The 16,222-nt window shown below is 38.3% G+C and carries 8 protein-coding genes; 6 read left to right on the top strand and 2 right to left on the bottom strand.

All coding sequences use genetic code 11. From position 1 onward, the window contains the following. Positions 1 to 5: 5 nt before the first annotated feature. The 5 genes from ASU31_RS00720 to ASU31_RS00700 all read left to right on the top strand — a co-directional run bounded on the left by ASU31_RS00720 (position 6) and on the right by ASU31_RS00700 (position 7,824). Complete coding sequence (locus tag ASU31_RS00720) at positions 6 to 1,961, top strand: RagB/SusD family nutrient uptake outer membrane protein (RefSeq protein ID WP_083505243.1); 1,956 nt, start codon at positions 6 to 8, stop codon at positions 1,959 to 1,961. 26 nt (positions 1,962 to 1,987) lie between these two features. Further along, the gene (locus ASU31_RS00715; RefSeq protein ID WP_057930480.1) at positions 1,988 to 3,184 is read left to right on the top strand and encodes a DUF4959 domain-containing protein; all 1,197 of its coding nucleotides are present in this window, start codon (positions 1,988 to 1,990) and stop codon (positions 3,182 to 3,184) included. After that, positions 3,153 to 3,920, top strand: a complete 768-nt coding sequence (locus ASU31_RS00710) for a DUF4998 domain-containing protein (RefSeq protein ID WP_057930479.1) — start codon at positions 3,153 to 3,155, stop codon at positions 3,918 to 3,920. The genes ASU31_RS00715 and ASU31_RS00710 overlap by 32 nt, the downstream gene beginning before the upstream one ends. A gap of 165 nt (positions 3,921 to 4,085) precedes the next feature. Beyond that, the gene (locus tag ASU31_RS00705) at positions 4,086 to 4,913 is read left to right on the top strand and encodes a hypothetical protein (RefSeq protein WP_057930478.1); all 828 of its coding nucleotides are present in this window, start codon (positions 4,086 to 4,088) and stop codon (positions 4,911 to 4,913) included. 70 nt (positions 4,914 to 4,983) lie between these two features. Further along, positions 4,984 to 7,824 carry a TonB-dependent receptor gene (locus tag ASU31_RS00700; RefSeq protein WP_057930477.1) on the top strand — a complete coding sequence of 947 codons (2,841 nt, stop codon included), beginning with the start codon at positions 4,984 to 4,986 and terminating at the stop codon, positions 7,822 to 7,824. A 1,139-nt stretch (positions 7,825 to 8,963) separates the two neighbouring features. Here ASU31_RS00700 and ASU31_RS00695 read toward each other — a convergent pair. Both ASU31_RS00695 and ASU31_RS00690 read right to left on the bottom strand, forming a co-directional pair. Then, positions 8,964 to 10,901, bottom strand: coding sequence for a RagB/SusD family nutrient uptake outer membrane protein (locus ASU31_RS00695; RefSeq protein WP_057930476.1), 1,938 nt, complete (start codon positions 10,899 to 10,901; stop codon positions 8,964 to 8,966). Positions 10,902 to 10,910: 9 nt separating this feature from the next. Next, entirely contained in the window at positions 10,911 to 14,186 is a 3,276-nt protein-coding gene (locus tag ASU31_RS00690; protein WP_057930475.1) for a SusC/RagA family TonB-linked outer membrane protein, read from the bottom strand. A gap of 637 nt (positions 14,187 to 14,823) precedes the next feature. On the opposite strand from ASU31_RS00690, the gene ASU31_RS00685 reads away from it, so the two are divergent. Further along, a complete protein-coding gene (locus tag ASU31_RS00685) occupies positions 14,824 to 15,957 on the top strand; it encodes a glycoside hydrolase family 88/105 protein (protein WP_057930474.1) in 1,134 nt (377 codons plus the stop codon). Positions 15,958 to 16,222 lie beyond the last annotated feature (265 nt).

Raw genomic sequence — 16,222 nt, 5'->3', positions numbered from 1 at the left:
TAAATATGAGCTATAACTATACTGCTGCAAAAACAAGGTGCCTCTTTGTTATCGTAGTAATTGCACTAATAGAGTTATCTGGATGCAAAAAATATCTTGATGTGGTACCTGATAATGTGGCCACCATTGAGAATGCCTTTAAGCTGAGAAACGAAGCTGAAAAATACCTTTTCACCTGTTATTCTTACCTGCCAAAAAATGGAGATAACTGGTATAACGCTGGTATGTTTACCGCTGCTGAGATTATCGTGCCGGAAGCGGACCAATCAAACTGGCACGCGGCTTACAGGATTGCCAGAGGGCAGCAAAACAAAGATGCACCTTTGTTTGATGAGTGGGGTGGGGCAAGGAAAGGAAATCCAGGGAATACACGTTTTGATCACCTGAAAATTTGGCGGGCAATCAGGCACTGCAATATTTTTTTAGAAAATATTCAGGATAGAAGTAAAGTTCCAGATCTGAGTCTTGATGAGCGTACTAGATGGATAGGGGAGGTAAAATTCCTCAAAGCATATTATCACTTTTACATGCTGCAAATGTATGGCCCTATTCCCATCGTTGATAAAAATCTGGATGGAGAGGATATGCTGCATAAGCGTATGCCTGTGGATGAATGCGTTAACTTTATATCGGCCCTTCTAGATGAATCTGTTGAAGGTCTTCCATCGAGAATAGTTGATGAGAATACACAACTTGGACGGGTTACCCAACCGATCGCACTTGCTGTAAAGGCTAAACTGTTGGTATTGGCGGCAAGCCCTTTATTCAACGGAAATCCTGATTATCTTAATTTTAAAGATAACGATGGCACTTCTCTTTTTAATTCTACTTTCGATGCAGGTAAATGGGTCAAAGCCAGAGATGCATCAAAAGCAGCAGTCGAAGCAGCCCTACAAAATGGGCATCAGTTATACGAGTATAGAAATGACATTTTTAACTTGAGCCCAGAAACCAAAGTCCAGCTCAACATCAGAAATGCTGTGACGGATCGTTGGAATACTGAAGTAGTCTGGGGACTTTCCAATAGCTATTTTGGTAATGAGGGAGCCTGCATGCCGCCAATGGTGAGAGGTGCTAATATCAATAGAGGCCAGTTGCAAGGAAAGTGGGCCGCTTCAATGTCCATTGCGAAAATGTTCTACACCAAGAACGGAGTTCCATTAGAGGAAGATAAAACTCTTAATTTTTCAAATTATACTGCTTTAAGAACAGCAATTCCTGCAGAACGGTACAATATAGAGGGCAATTACCCAACAGCAAGATTAAATTTTGACAGAGAACCGCGCTTTTACGCCGACTTAGGATTTGATGGTGGGGTTTGGTACATGAAAGATGGAAACGCAACAGGCAGCGACATCAATACTTTTTATGTGCAATCTAAAAATTCTAACCGTGCGGGATTTGGTGATTTTGTAAACTGGAATGAGACCGGTTATTTTATCAAAAAATTAGTGCACTGGGAGTCTACGACCAATAGCAGCGCAGCGCCTACATGGCGCACTTTTCCCTGGCCTGAAATCAGACTGGCAGATCTTTATCTCCTCTATGCGGAATCAATTAACGAAGTGGAGGGCGGGTCTTCTACTGCTATTGAATATCTTAACCGAGTTAGAAAAAGAGCAGGTTTGAATGGCGTAGTTGAGTCATGGTCTGCATACTCTAATAATCCATCGAAGTTTAGTACAAAGGCTGGACTAAGGGAGATTATTCAAAGGGAACGTTTAATTGAATTGGCCTTCGAAGGTCAGCGATTTTGGGATATCAGGCGTTGGAAACTGGCTTCGACTGAATTCAATAGGGATATAACCGCTTTGAATATCTATGGTAAAACCAGCGAAACCTATAATGTTGAACGTGTGGTATGGAGCATGAAATTTATTGCCCCCAGAGACTATTTATGGCCAATAGGTAATTACGAAATCAGAAGAAACGCAAAGCTCGTAGAAAATCCAGGTTGGTAACATTCACAAAACTAATTATATAAGTTATGAAAATATTAAACATTTCTCCCGTGCTCCTTGCATCAATTTTGCTATTAAATTCTTGCAAAGAGAGTCTTGAATTTAAAGAATTAGGGTCTGAAGATAAGTCAGTTCCTGGTGTAGTAAGTAATGTAAGCGTAGAAAATATGTCTGGAAAGGCGAAGATTTCCTACACGATACCATCAAGTAAAAATCTTCTTTATGTCAAGGCCGTATATAAGCTAAAATCAGGAGAAAATATGGAGGTTAAGTCCTCAGCATATAATAATTCTTTGATTGTAGAAGGATTTGCAGATACGCTTGTTCACGATATTTCCTTAATTTCTGTTAGTAAAGCAGAAATTGGGTCTGATCCAGTAATTGTCAAGATTAGGCCACTGGAAGCACCTATTTGGAAAGTTTTTAGAAGTGTGAACATTGTTAATGCGTTTGGTGGTTATAATCTCAGTGCTTTAAATCCTAATAGAGGTAACATTTCCATTCTGGTTATGAAAAAAAATGCGGTTAAGGAATTTGAAGTCGATAATCAAAAAAGTGTTTTTACCTCCACCGATGAAATTCTTTCAAAAATAAGGGGGCTTGACACCCTAGAAAACGAGTTTGCATTTTTTGTAAAAGACCGTTGGGGAAATAGCACCGATACACTTTTCAAAAAGGTTAAGCCAATATTTGAAATGGAACTTTCCAAAAGCCGTTTTAAAGTTTTTCCCCTTCCTGGAGATGCTCCAGCAGTGAGTTCAGGGGAGGTGTACCGGATGTGGGACGGCAGATTAGGTTGGCCAAATACAAGTTTTACCAATCAGGTCAGTGGCGGACCCAACCCTCATATTATAAGTTTTGACACTGGAGTGTTAGCTAAGCTGAGTAGGGTTTGGATAAGACCTTATCCTGAAGGAACCAGATTCTATTATCTCTCAACGATGAAAAAATTTGAAATTTATGGCTCGGCTAACCCTTCTCTTACTGGTGCGCTGGATGCTTCCTGGACTTTACTTGGTAGTTACGAAGTTACCAAGCCATCCGGATTACCCTATGGTACCGATAGTGCAGAAGATCAAGCTCTTGCCGGAGCTGGGTTCAGTTGGGATGTCGATTTAAGTGCACCAAAAGTCAGATACCTTAGAATTAGGTGCCTTGAAAACTTTGCAGGTGGTACCAATCAAAGTATAAATGAAATCAGGGTATTCGGTGATGCCAGATAAACAAGTCTTTTTAATAAAAAAATTCAAAAGTATAAAGTATATCGTTATTATGAGAGCAAAATATAACAAAACCAAAGTGTTTTTTTTAGGCATAATGCTGGTAAGCCTTTTCTATTCTTGTTCGAAGTGGGATGAGTTTAAAATGTATACCAAAAACGGTGCAATTTCTTATGCAGGAAAGCTCGATAGTGTCCAGGTGTCTTCTGGTAAAGAGCGCATTAGAATTAAGGGTATACTGAAAATGGATCCGAAAATAACTAAATGCAAAATTTTCTGGAATGACTTTAAAGACTCAGTAGCCTATGATCTACCAACAATAAGCAGCGGACGACGAATTTTCGATAAAGTATTTATGGTTAGCGAAGGTGTTAGGAACTTTGTCATTTATACCTATGACAATGAAAAAAATCGTTCGGTAGCGGTTAATATTATTGGTACCTCTTATGGAGACACTTACAGACGAAGATTAAACAATCGTTTGATAGGCTCAGTAAGTTTTGCTTCAAATAAAACTACAATTAACTGGGAGCAAATGGATCTTTCTACAGGTGGAATTTACACTGAAACAGAGTATACAGCTAATAACCGGATAAATACTGTTGTAACTCCAGTTGGTCAATCAAGCACGATACTTGAAGCATTTAATTTTCAAAATGCAAAATTTAGATACAGGACAATATTCAGACCAGATACTTCTTGTATTGATACATTTGCAACAGCATACTTTTTAAGATAAAGCTCTACTGGATATACCAAAACCCAATTGCCACCCTAAAGCCTAGAATATTATTCTGATGTACCTAATCTATCGATGAGTATATAAATAATTAAGGATGGTTGCAAGGGTGGCAAATAAGTTATTGTTTACGAAAAATTCAAATGCCAAAAAAATTATCAGAATATGAATAATCTAAACCTAACAGTCTTTTCATCACTTTTCTTGACATTTTGTTCAATTGTTTGTGCCAAAACATTAGCCCAGGAATTACCCAAGGTGCAGAAAATTTCAAAGAAAGCCCCAATAGGAATCAAAATCGACGGCGATCATTCGGATTGGGGTTCGCAATTTGAAGCGAAGAATATAGTCAACAGGATCTCTTATTCATTGTCGAACGATAACAATAATCTTTATTTAACTGTCATGGCCTCAGATGGATTCGCTAATGAAAAGGCTGTAATGGGAATTGGTCTTTCTATTACTTTGCCTGATCAAAAGGAAGGCAAATCCAAAAAGATGCTAACCATTAATTATCCAGGCACAGTTGATATAGATAAAAGTGATGATCTACGGTTTTCCATCGAAAGGTTAAGAAAGATGACGGATGAGATTGTGGGAAAACCTAGTCAAAGGGCCGATTCTTTGAGAAAAGAGATTAATAAGGGAATTGGTGCATATCTTAAGATGATAGATGTAAGTGGAATAAATGGTGTTACGCTTGAAACAATTTCTATTTATAATGCTGCAGGGATCCGTGCTGCTTCGAAGATTAATGAAGATTATAAATATTTCTACGAATTGGCTATTCCCTTAAAAAACCTTGGTGAAGCAATTAATCAGGGAACTTCCTTTGCCTACAAGATATTCTTAGATGGAGTTCAAAGGAAAACGACTGATAACCGACTCGCTCCTCCAACAATTTCTGGAAATGTTTTAGAATTTCGGGGTGCCGATAACGCTTATGTATCTTATCCAACCAGTCTTTCCGGAACATATGCCTTGTCGAAATAAGTTTCGAACCATCAAAACTGAGCATTTTATGAACTCATATTTTGAATATTTATAAACTACTCTCTTCCATATGCTCTTGAGACGCCTACTAATTGCTTTTTTACTCCTAACAGGCTTACTCTGTAATGCCCAGGGTCAGGATCTTGGCCAGGGCATAAGATCCGCTTTGCCGTTCAGGGAAGTCAGCGGACTGGTAACTGACTCCACGGGATTAGGAATTCCAGGGGCGCAAGTAGTTTTAAAATATAATCAGGATTCATTGAGAACGGTCACAGATGAAAACGGTATATTCATTTTTCAAAAAGTAAAAGATGCCTCATTCGTGCTGAGCATAAATTCTCTTGGTTATAAATCATTCGTCGCCCGATTCAAAAATAATGACACTGCACCTTTACTTACCCTGGATCCAATTAAACTGGAGGAACGGGTCAATTTGCTCAAGGAAGTCACGGTCAATGGCAAACCGACCATAGTTTATAAAAAAGATACTATTGAATATAAAGCGAGTGACTACCAGGTCAGGGAGAATGCAACCCTCGATGAGTTACTTAAAAAAGCGGAGGGATTTGAGGTTGATAATGATAATTCTCTTAGTCATCAGGGTAAAGAGATTAAAGAAATCAGGCTCAATGGAAAAATCTTTGCTAATGGTAATGTCGCGCAGGCTATTCATAATCTACCTGCTGACATTGTGGAAAAAATGCAGGTGATAGATGATTTTGGTGCCCAGGCAGCAAGAACAGGAATAAAGGATGGTCCATCCCAAAAGGTTTTAAATGTCACAACCAAAATAGATAAATCTGTCGGGAATTTAGCTAGAATTGCAACTAAGGTCGGAAATAATAAACGTTTCAGTTCAGAATTGTTTATTCAGCAACTCCATTTAAATAGGGAGATCGGACTGACTGGCACAATTAACAATACCATAACTGGTGTTGCCACTTCACCCGGTATTGGTGACAACAATGGAAATGATGGGGTGATAATGGTCAGTGGAATTCCAGGAATTACCAAATTTGCCTCTCCAGCGTTTAGTTACAGGGATCAATGGAGTAAAAACATTGAGGCTTCAGGCACTTACAAATATAATTTTTCTGATAATCAAGCGCTGAAAAATAGTTACGGACAAAGGTATACAACCTTAGGTATCAGTGATTTCAATACTGAAGGAGAAACTAATAAAAAAACTAAGCGGCACAACGCCAGTATGGAAATTAATATTGATTTGGGTAAGTCTAATTTTTTTCAGATCAATCCCACCTACAATAATGCTGACGTTGCTACATTTTCAAACTCAATAAACGAAGTTAGAAATGAATATTCTACTGGATACGAACATGTCTTGGATATCGGTAAAAGCACTAATAGAATAAGATCAGAAGAAACCGGAATGATGGCATTATGGGTGCACACATTTAAAAAAGCACGGCGTCTTTTATCTCTTCAAACAAGCCTCCAGCGAGATCGGTTAAGCTCGGAAGGTGGGACAGATAAACGATATCAGTTTTTTGGGAATGCTAGTCGAGACGTCCTTCTGCAAGATTCAGCCGTTATACTTAACGCTACGCAGCAGAATTTGAATAATGTATATGAAATTGCAGCAACCTTTTCTGAACCACTTGGCAAGAATTCTCAGTTTGAGTTTATAGGGAAATTTCGCAGATCTAATAACTCGTCAGAATCCTTTCAAGACACAGTTTCCAGCATTGGTTTCAGACGGCTCTCCAATTTTGATCAGCAATACAATTATTATACGCAACAAGAGCGTCTTACATTAAATTATAGATTCAATGTGAAGGAAATAGACTTATCTGTTGGTTTGACTGCTCTGCCTTATAAGCTGATTGGGTTAGGGAATCGGGGTGATGTAGGCAATCTGGAAGCATCACAGAAGGTCTTTAGATTTGTGCCATCACTGAATCTGTTTTATCGCATTTCAAGCACTCAACGAATTCAGATTAGGTATTATGGAGAGAATCAAGAAGCTGATTTTCGGCAGCTGCTCCCTTTCACCGATCGTTCTGATCCCCGTAACTTAATCATAGGGAATCCTGACCTCCGCCCGGCATTTATTCATACTTTTGCAGGGTCATATGATAATTATCTGAGCAATCAGATGCTAAATATTTCTCTCAACATTAATACATCCTATATAGAAGATAAGGTTGCGTTAAATATCAGACAACGTATGTTGCCGCTAGCTGCTAATCAATCGAATCCAATAAATTCACGCTTTACCAATATTAATGAAACCTATTTTGTCAATCTGGACGGGACAAAGTTATTTTCTGCGAATTATTCTGTCTCAAAACAGCTCGATCAACGGAAATTTAATCTTTCTTTGAATGGATTGATAGCCTTTGCAAGTACGCCTTCGATGAGCAATGGGATCCTTTATGAGAGTTCATCTTGGAGGCTTGTTGAACGTTTCGGTCCAAAAATCAACCCTACTGAAAATATTGAAATTAATCCATACATCGAATACGGAGTAAGCCGAACGACTATAAAAGGAATCGATGCACCAAAAACATCCTTTGGAATTTTACGACTGGCCATTTCGGGTAAAATGTATTTTATAAAGTCAATGCAATTCAATTATGGATTTTCAAAAAACTTTGTTTCCGGAATTTATAGGCCGAATGTTAATCCATTTATTGTTAACCTGGGTTATCAAAAAGAATTCTTAAAACGGCATAACCTGGTAGCGACACTAAATATTTATGATTTATTAAAACAAAATAATTTCGTTCAGCAAGAGGCAGATGCGCAGGCAGTGGTAAATACACTGAGTAATTCGTTGAGCAGGTATTTTCTTATTGGTTTAAAATATAATCTTCAGAAGTGGAGTAGTGCGCCGACTCGAGAGGGCAAGCCCATCAAACGTCGCGGGGACGGAAGTTTTATCAATTAGCCTTATTCGAAATCATGTCCGAATTTTCTTTTTACAAACAACAAGACAATATGGATTATGACCCAACCTGTCTCCGAATAATGACGAAATATTATGGAAAGGATTATTCTATATAGTCAACAGTAGATTTTTTAAATGCTACAATGAGATACGCAGTTCAAGATAAGCCTAAATGGCAAATATAATTAAATTGATTTTTCGCCAATATCGCTCATGAAGATTTCTCATCGACAAATGCTTGAGGATGGCTCCACCTTTTCCTGTGATTTAGTAGTTGCAAATAGAACTATCTTCGAACGTGCGATTAACAAAGTTTTTTGAATAGAAAAAGTCAAAGATTATGACTTCTAAAATGATTCTCATGTTGTCCTGGAAAATACAGGGAACTTCAGAAATATCAGCTTATCAAATCGATGATTACTGTTTGTTAATAGCATTTATTAATTTATAGTGCTATACAGAATTAAAAGAGATATACTTTTGATTTAAGTGAGATAAGTTTTTTATTGATCGCTAAACGTTTCGTCTTTTTGTTTTTCAAGAAAAGTCTACTCGTTCGTTAAGCATTATGATGCTAGCGACTTTCATGCGGCAATAAAGCCTGGCTGATGTTGTTTTAGGAGTTCTATGGAACAACAAAAAAATAAAATTAATCTCTCAAATTTCTAAATTTCCATCACAAGTTCTGACCGCTATCTATTTCAGCATAAACTTAGAGTGGCGAGTTACCTCGCGCTAAGGTAAAATTTTTTAGCCGATGTTATCAATCAATACTTAAATTCATCTATTAGATATAAATCAGTCGAAGAGTTTAAAAAACCGAAGATGTCAATGTAATTATTTGCGAAAAAACAAACTTTAAAATGGTGATAGTTAAGACAATGCTATTAATTAAATCGAATCCATTATTTAATACTAAAGATTATAGGATATCAATATATTTAAAAGCATCATTTTAAATGACGAGCCTAACTTTCAAAGTTCGAATTATTCTTTCTTATTTGTAATGAATTCTGTCAATATCTACAGAAACAAGTTTTATTGTATCGACTGGAATGCTAATAGATAATGGTTGAATAAAAACTATCAATCCCCAATATTTCAGTATTTGGTGATTGATAGTTAAAAATTTCGTTAGGTTATGGAGTTTGCTCGTCAGCAAGTGCTTCCTGCCATGTTTTCCAAATTGGAATAGCTGGATTATACCCAGTATAGCCTGGGTTTTGACTAATAGGAGCACCACCATTCGAATTTATTGCATTTTGGGGAATCGGCCAATTAATATTTTTAGCAGCCATGGTATAGAAACGGTTACGAACCGCTACTTTGGCTTTATTATAAAAATCGCTGTACCTTTGGATTCTTTGAAACCAATAGCTGTCTTGAAAAAGATTATCAACGGTGTAGGTTTTTCCTCCCTCGTCTGGCTTTCCACTCATGGCAAGGCAATATGAAACACGGCTCAATTCCGTAAAACGCCATTCTTCCATGTTTAATTCTCTAGCCCGCTCATCCATGATGCTGCCAATAGAAACAGTACTGTAAAGTTGGCTGCACTGAGCCCTTCTTCTGATTGTGTTTACATCTTCTGTAGCGCCACTGATATCTCCTTTATAGAATTTAGCTTCAGCCCTTAAAAGGTAAGTCTCTGCCAGTCTGTAACAGTACCAGTCTCCTGCACCACCTCTATGGTTAGCCTCGTTGGGATTTTGGGCCTCATTAGGATCTTCAATATAATATTTATAGTGAGGCCAGTCGAAATAGTTCCTTATGGTGTCATTGGATAATAATGCACCTGCCGAACTTCTTAGTCTAACATTTTGCCCAAACCATGCGGTATTTGTTGGATCATTATACTTTAAAGATTCCATAGTAACCCAGTTTCCCGTAGCAGTACTATGTCTCAAATCTCCCTGGTCATTAACACCATTTAGATACCACATTCCTTTTTGTGCAAAGTATGTTGGCCTGATATGTCCAATTCCTCTACCAAGCGCATGAGTATAATCGTATTGTGCCCTAAAATTTGCATTCGAGGTAGCAAAAAACCGGACTGCCTGCCTTCCATCTGGAGAGGTAAGCCCCGTACCATCAATTAATGGAAGCCAGTTCCTCATGGTATTCATCTTGATGCCCATATCCGTATTATTGCGATTAAGCATCACCAAGATATTTTCTCTGTTTGCTGAAATGGCTTTGTTCTCTGGTCTATGTAAATCCCATATCACATTTCTGGTTATTGGCCATGTTGTTGAGTATGGGCTAATAAAATTGCCAAAGGAGCTAGTCATGAGTGAATAACCCGAACTGTTTATCAGAATATCTGCCTGTTGAATCGCTTTATCATATTGACCAGTTGCCAAATAACATTTAATTAATAACTGTCTGCAAGCGCCTTTATTTACTAATCCAACAAGTGCAGTTTGAGACTGATCCGGAACCCATTGAACGGCTTGTTCCATGTCCAGCGTTATTTTTTCCAGTATTGCTTCTCTTTTAGTACTGCGAAAATTAACTTTCGGGGTTGAGAGGATTTTTGTTACCAATGGCACATCCTTAAATTCAAAGCATAGTGCCAGGTAGCGGAATGACCTGTGAAATAATGCTCTGCCACGATATTGGTTTTTTGTGGTTTCATCAAGACCTTCAACATTCCCGATAAAAGATAAAATAGTGTTGGCATACTTAATCCCGTTATAACTCTCATCCCAGAAGTAGGATACCCTTTCAGGTAGATCAGTTGGGGTAAGTCGAGTTGCGATATCTGCGAAAATATTACCATCATCAGTTTTTGCAGCTACCGCCAGTTCACTGAACATGTAATCTGTACTGATTGGTAAAGCTAAATCTGTATACTGAAAATAAGTCCAGTAAGATCTTAAATGCCTGTCGCAAATCGCCATAGCGGCATCCAGCCCACTCTTCGTTGAGAAAGTTTTATTAGGCTCAAATAGAGACAGTGGCTCCGGCTGAAGATACGAACGTTTACACGATGGCATAACGCACAGGCCAAATACAAATAGTAGCAATATTCTAATTGCACTGAATGTTATATTGAATTTGAATTTATTTTTCATCGACATAATTTAAAAAGTAACATTTAATCCAAACGTGTAAATTCTTGGTGCCAGGCCTCCTGTTTCTATATCCCAATAGTCCCAGTTTTTGTCTTTCGCCCAAACGGCAACATTTCTGACAGTGGCGAATAGCTTAACCTTTTCAAGTTGGATTTTTGAAGCAAATTTCTGAGGTACGGTATAACCGAGAGTGAGATTCTCAAGTCTGACAAATGAGCGGTCAAATAAACGACCTGGAGAGTTTACGCCCGCTGGTCCCTTGGCATCGAGTCTTGCATAAACGTCACTAGGATTTTCAAGCGTCCAGTATTCTTTCTGGTACGCGTTAGTCAAATTGGTGACTCCTGAAGTTCCATTATCTTGATTCAAATAAATCGTGCTTAAACTCTTGTGACCCCAATATGAATAAATATTGAACGAGAAATTGAAGTTTTTATATGTAAAATCATTACGAACTGACCACATTATTGGAGGTGCAGCTTGTCCCAAAAACTCCTTATCTCTATCATTGTAAACTGGTGTAACAGTACCATTTGCATTGACTACATCATCAGCAGTATAATTATTGGCTACTTTAGGATCTCCCGGACGCTGCCCGTAACGTGCTGCTTCGGTAGCTTCATTCGCCTGCCAGATACCAGTAACTCTGTAATTCCATATGGCACTGATTGGTTGCCCAATAAACCAGCCATTCCCAATATCATCCCTTTCCTTGGTGCCAGTTACATTTCCCTGAGCATCAAGTACATTGTCGAACACGTAATAAAGATGTTTAATGGTGTTTTTGTATTTCGAGAAGCCTAATGTACTGCTCCAACTGAAGTTATTATTTTTGACGATGAGTCCTGTTAAAGCTACCTCAAAACCCCTGTTTTCTACTTTTCCCAGGTTCGTTGTGATGCTACCGAATCCAGTGAAGCCTGGCAGACTTCTGTTCATAATCATATCAACAGTTGGGGTAATGTAATAGTCAAGATCTGCAGTCAGCCTATCGTTAAAAAATCCCAGGTTAAGCCCAACATTCAGCGCTTCGGTTTTTTCCCAGTGCAGATCTGGATTGGCTAATCTTCCCACAGTTAAATACCGGTACTGAATTAGATTACCACTGGCATCCAGATAACCAGTTGTTGCACCGACACCAGCACCAAGATTTGCTAATGCTAAATATGGATCCCCAAGTTGACGATTCCCATTTTGTCCCCACGATACCCTAAACTTTCCTGAATTAAGCGGTTTCCATTTAATGAATTTTTCATTGGTGAAGGTCCAAGCAAACGCTGCAGAGAAAAAGTTTGCCCTTGGATTAGAAGTTCCAAATGCTGAATAGCCATCTCTACGGAAAGATGTGGTAAGCATATACTTATCATCATAAGAGTAAAAAAGACGGCCAAGTAATCCATCTGCAGTTTCCTTTACATCATCTGAATCATAACTACTTCTGTTTTTATCACCATAAAATGTTTCATGGAATCCCAAGGCATCACTAGGAAGAATATTTCTCGCCTCAATTCTATCTAACCAGGACTGTTTTTTTTCTGCTTCCTGAACAAATGTAACGTTAACTCTGTGTTTTTTGCCAAATGTGTGTTCCCAATACAAAGTATTATTTAATGACCAGTCGTATCTTTGCGTCTGCTCACGATTCACTAGTCCATTAGTTCCCTTCCAGTCAGGATGGCTTGCAGATTCCCAGTAACGATCGTGAAAGAACTGATATCTTGGTGACCCTGTGAAGGAGTATTGAATATTGAATGGAAGTTTTACTTTCGCCGAAAGTATCGTATTGAAAATAGTGTATCCTCTATCGAGATCTCTATATTGACGATCAAAATCATAATTCCAGCCATAATTGTTCACCATTAAATCTCCCATAGGATGAACCAGTAGATTGCCATTAGCGTCCTTGTAACTTGCGAAAGGTGCATTTGCAATAATCTGTCTTCCCCAATCGATAGTTAAATCGCCGTCAGTTCTGTTCTGGAAATTCACATTTGCTCCGATTTCCAGCCAATTGGTTACTTTTCCTTCTACTTTTAAATTTGATCGGATAGCTGTATAATCATTTCCCTTCGCTACTCCTTCATTTGAAAGATAGCCCATTGACATATAGTAGTTCATTTTATCACTACCACCAGAAACGCTTAGGTTATAATCCTGATTTTTTCCAGTACGGAAGCTGTGATCATACCAGTCAAAAGTTTCTCCAGAGAGAAAATTGGTTAGTGCGGTTCCCTGTAGAAGCAGACGCCTTGCCCATATCTCATTATCTGATGCTGTACCATTTCCGCTTGCTGTATAAGCTTTCCACTGTGCCTGAGAAACGCCATACTTGGCAAGGTTTTCCGGGGTGGGATTAACAAAATAACCTGGTTGCGTTTTAAAAGTCGATTGATAGGCTTCATAATTGCCTGTTGTTGTATTTATACCATACGTAGGAGCCGTGTACCAGTCTTCACGATACTGCATGTATCCTTTTGCATCGAAGACAGGGCGATTTGCAGCCATGGTGGCAAGCGCAAAGTTAGAAGTAAAATTGATTCTTGGCTTTCCTACCTTACCTTTTTTTGTAGTGATAATGATTACACCATTAGCTGATTTAGCGCCATATACCGCTGCCGCTGATGCATCTTTTAACACATCCATAGATTCAATGTCGTCCGGGTTGATTTCGGAAAGCTCACCATAAAAGAGTGCACCGTCAAGTACCAAAAGAGGGTCATTACGTCCTCCCGCGGTGTATACCGAACGCTGCCCACGAATTTGTATAGAACCACCACCTTTAGCTGATGCATCAAAACCAACTGTAACACCAGGCGTGCCCCGCAGGATGTCTTGAGCAGTATTTGGGTTCTGATCAGCAATTTTATCTGGCTTAATCTGCGTAATGGCACCAGTTAGATCTTTCTTTTTCATAGTGCCATAGCCAATCACTACAACATCATCCAGATTTCGGGTGTCTTCTGTTAAACTGATCTCAATTTGGTTACTCGCGGGCACGGGAATAGTTTTTGGAGCGTAGCCCACAAAAGAGATAATAAGCATGTCGCCCTGTTGAGCTTGCAACTGAAACTTTCCATTTGCATCGGTACTTGTGGCCGTTGAGCCATTCTGAACTTTAATAACAACTCCAGGGAGTAGTTCGTTATTCTTTGAATCTTTTACAGTTCCATTAATAGTTTTCGCTTGCGCGAACACCAAAGTTGGTAAAGCAGATATTAATACAAAGAACAAGATCAGATAAGAATAGAATATATTATTCTTTAATATAATGTAATTTTTTAGCATAATATTTGTTTGGTTGATTAAATGGCAATAGATTCATCAAAACCGCAATTCAATGTTCTATCTATTACTCAGTAATAATTGGTATGGTTATCCATTAGTTGAATCGATAACTGTTCTTCTAAAACACCCTAAGGTTTAGGAGTCATCAGCGAAAGCTCGTTCTTGCATAAAATCTGGTGTATATTTGGTTAGGTAAAGAAAAGAGGAATTTTGATGATCTTTGAGGGACAATTTCACCTAAAACAGGGGATAGAACATAGATTTATCTGATTTGCAATTATAGTAATTGCTAATGTGCCTAATTTTTCAATAAAATATGAAATGGGATTGATCAATTAAGAAGTTAGTTATCATCTAATTTAACCTTGACAGCAGACGCGCAAGAAGCTTAATTCACAAGCGAATGACAATAAATTAATCAATAGAATTTAGATTGTATCATTTTCGTAGCCCAGCTATTGTCCCCTGAAATATATTGATTTCACACCCTATTGATTCTAATAAATGAGAGAACTTCGATTTGAATAAGATCAATTTTTAGTTTTAGAAGCTTTGATTTTTTCTTAAATAATCAGATTGAATATGTCAGCGACTTCCAATACGTCGTCTTTCTCGAAGAAAATTTTAAATAATAGGTATGATAAACAAGATTAATGTTTTTGTTCTATTGCTAGTACTAAGTTGTATCAGTGCATATGGACAGACTAAGGAAACTGTTTTAGCAAAATTGAATTTGGCTAACAGATATTGGCAAAGCAATAATAAACCACAGGTGCGGGCTTTCTGGGATCATGCAGCCTACCAGACCGGCAACATGGAGCTTTTTGGATTGACCAAGGAGGAATCTTACAAGAAATATGCTGAAGATTGGGCAATACACAATGAGTGGAAAGGTGCTAAATCAAACAATAGATCCGAATGGAAATACAAATATGGAGAAAGTGATCAGTTTGTGCTTTTCGGGGATTGGCAGATTTGCTTTCAAACCTACATTGACTTATATAATATTAGCCCCGATCCAATCAGAATCGAACGGGCAAAAGAAGTCATGGAGTATCAGATGTCTACCCCAAACATTGACTACTGGTGGTGGGCGGATGGACTTTACATGGTGATGCCCGTAATGTCTAAGCTCTATAAGCTTTCTGGCAACAAGCTTTATTCTGAAAAACTCTTTGAATATTTTAACTATGCCAATAGTATTATGTATGACAGATCTGAAAAATTATATTACAGAGATGCTAACTTTGTATTCCCAAAACATAAAACCATTAATGGTAGGAAAGACTTTTGGGCAAGAGGCGATGGATGGGTATTTGCAGCTTTGGCGAAAGTACTCAAAGATCTTCCTGAAAATGATCCTCATCGAAAAGCTTATCTTTCTAGGTTTAAGTCTATGGCAAAAGCTTTGGTGAAGTGCCAGAATGTACAGGGATATTGGTCCCGGAGCTTGCTCGATCAGGAATTTGCTCCAGGGCCTGAAACCAGTGGTACAGCGTTTTTTACATATGGGATGTTATGGGGAATTAACAGTGGGATATTAAAAGGGGATGTATATGAATCTTCTGCAAACAGCGGATGGGATTACCTTTCCAAAACAGCATTCCAACCTGATGGAAGGATTGGTTTTGTTCAGCCCATAGGCGCCCGCGCTATCCCCGGACAGATCCTGGATTCGAATTCGACCGCAAATTTTGGTGTTGGAGCATTCCTGTTGGCCGGATGCGAAAAGTATCGTTATGAGTTGAAAAAAGAAATCCTAAAGAAATGATAATGTTATGTTTTTAGCCTTCGATGGTACCTGGAATGATTTAACACCTATGATCTAATCTTCTTGGTTTTGAATAGTGAGTCGATATTTTTCCAACCTATCAAACGCACAAATCATCCCAAAGATAACTACAGTTTTTTGGCTAGCGTGTTTAAACGGGTTAGGTGTTATTTTCGGTAGTATGACCGAACGCGATAAATTTCCTGTCAAAAATGACCAAAATTGTCAAGAATGTATTGAAATTTTAAGAGCATGGCTACCGCTA

The sequence above is a fragment of the Pedobacter ginsenosidimutans genome, from assembly GCF_001442625.1.
GTDB classification, from domain to species: domain Bacteria; phylum Bacteroidota; class Bacteroidia; order Sphingobacteriales; family Sphingobacteriaceae; genus Pedobacter; species Pedobacter ginsenosidimutans.
Note: the sequence above shows the minus strand (reverse complement) of the source record. Positions and strands in the feature narration are given on the sequence as shown.

Bases quoted from the DNA above. Each gene is read 5' to 3' on its own strand.
- ASU31_RS00695 (WP_057930476.1), bottom strand. From the start codon at position 10,901: ATGAAAAATAAATTCAAATTCAATATAACATTCAGTGCAATTAGAATA.
- ASU31_RS00715 (WP_057930480.1), top strand. From the start codon at position 1,988: ATGAAAATATTAAACATTTCTCCCGTGCTCCTTGCATCAATTTTGCTA.
- ASU31_RS00705 (WP_057930478.1), top strand. From the start codon at position 4,086: ATGAATAATCTAAACCTAACAGTCTTTTCATCACTTTTCTTGACATTT.
- ASU31_RS00690 (WP_057930475.1), bottom strand. From the start codon at position 14,186: ATGCTAAAAAATTACATTATATTAAAGAATAATATATTCTATTCTTAT.
- ASU31_RS00720 (WP_083505243.1), top strand. From the start codon at position 6: ATGAGCTATAACTATACTGCTGCAAAAACAAGGTGCCTCTTTGTTATC.
- ASU31_RS00700 (WP_057930477.1), top strand. From the start codon at position 4,984: ATGCTCTTGAGACGCCTACTAATTGCTTTTTTACTCCTAACAGGCTTA.
- ASU31_RS00710 (WP_057930479.1), top strand. From the start codon at position 3,153: ATGAAATCAGGGTATTCGGTGATGCCAGATAAACAAGTCTTTTTAATA.
- ASU31_RS00685 (WP_057930474.1), top strand. From the start codon at position 14,824: ATGATAAACAAGATTAATGTTTTTGTTCTATTGCTAGTACTAAGTTGT.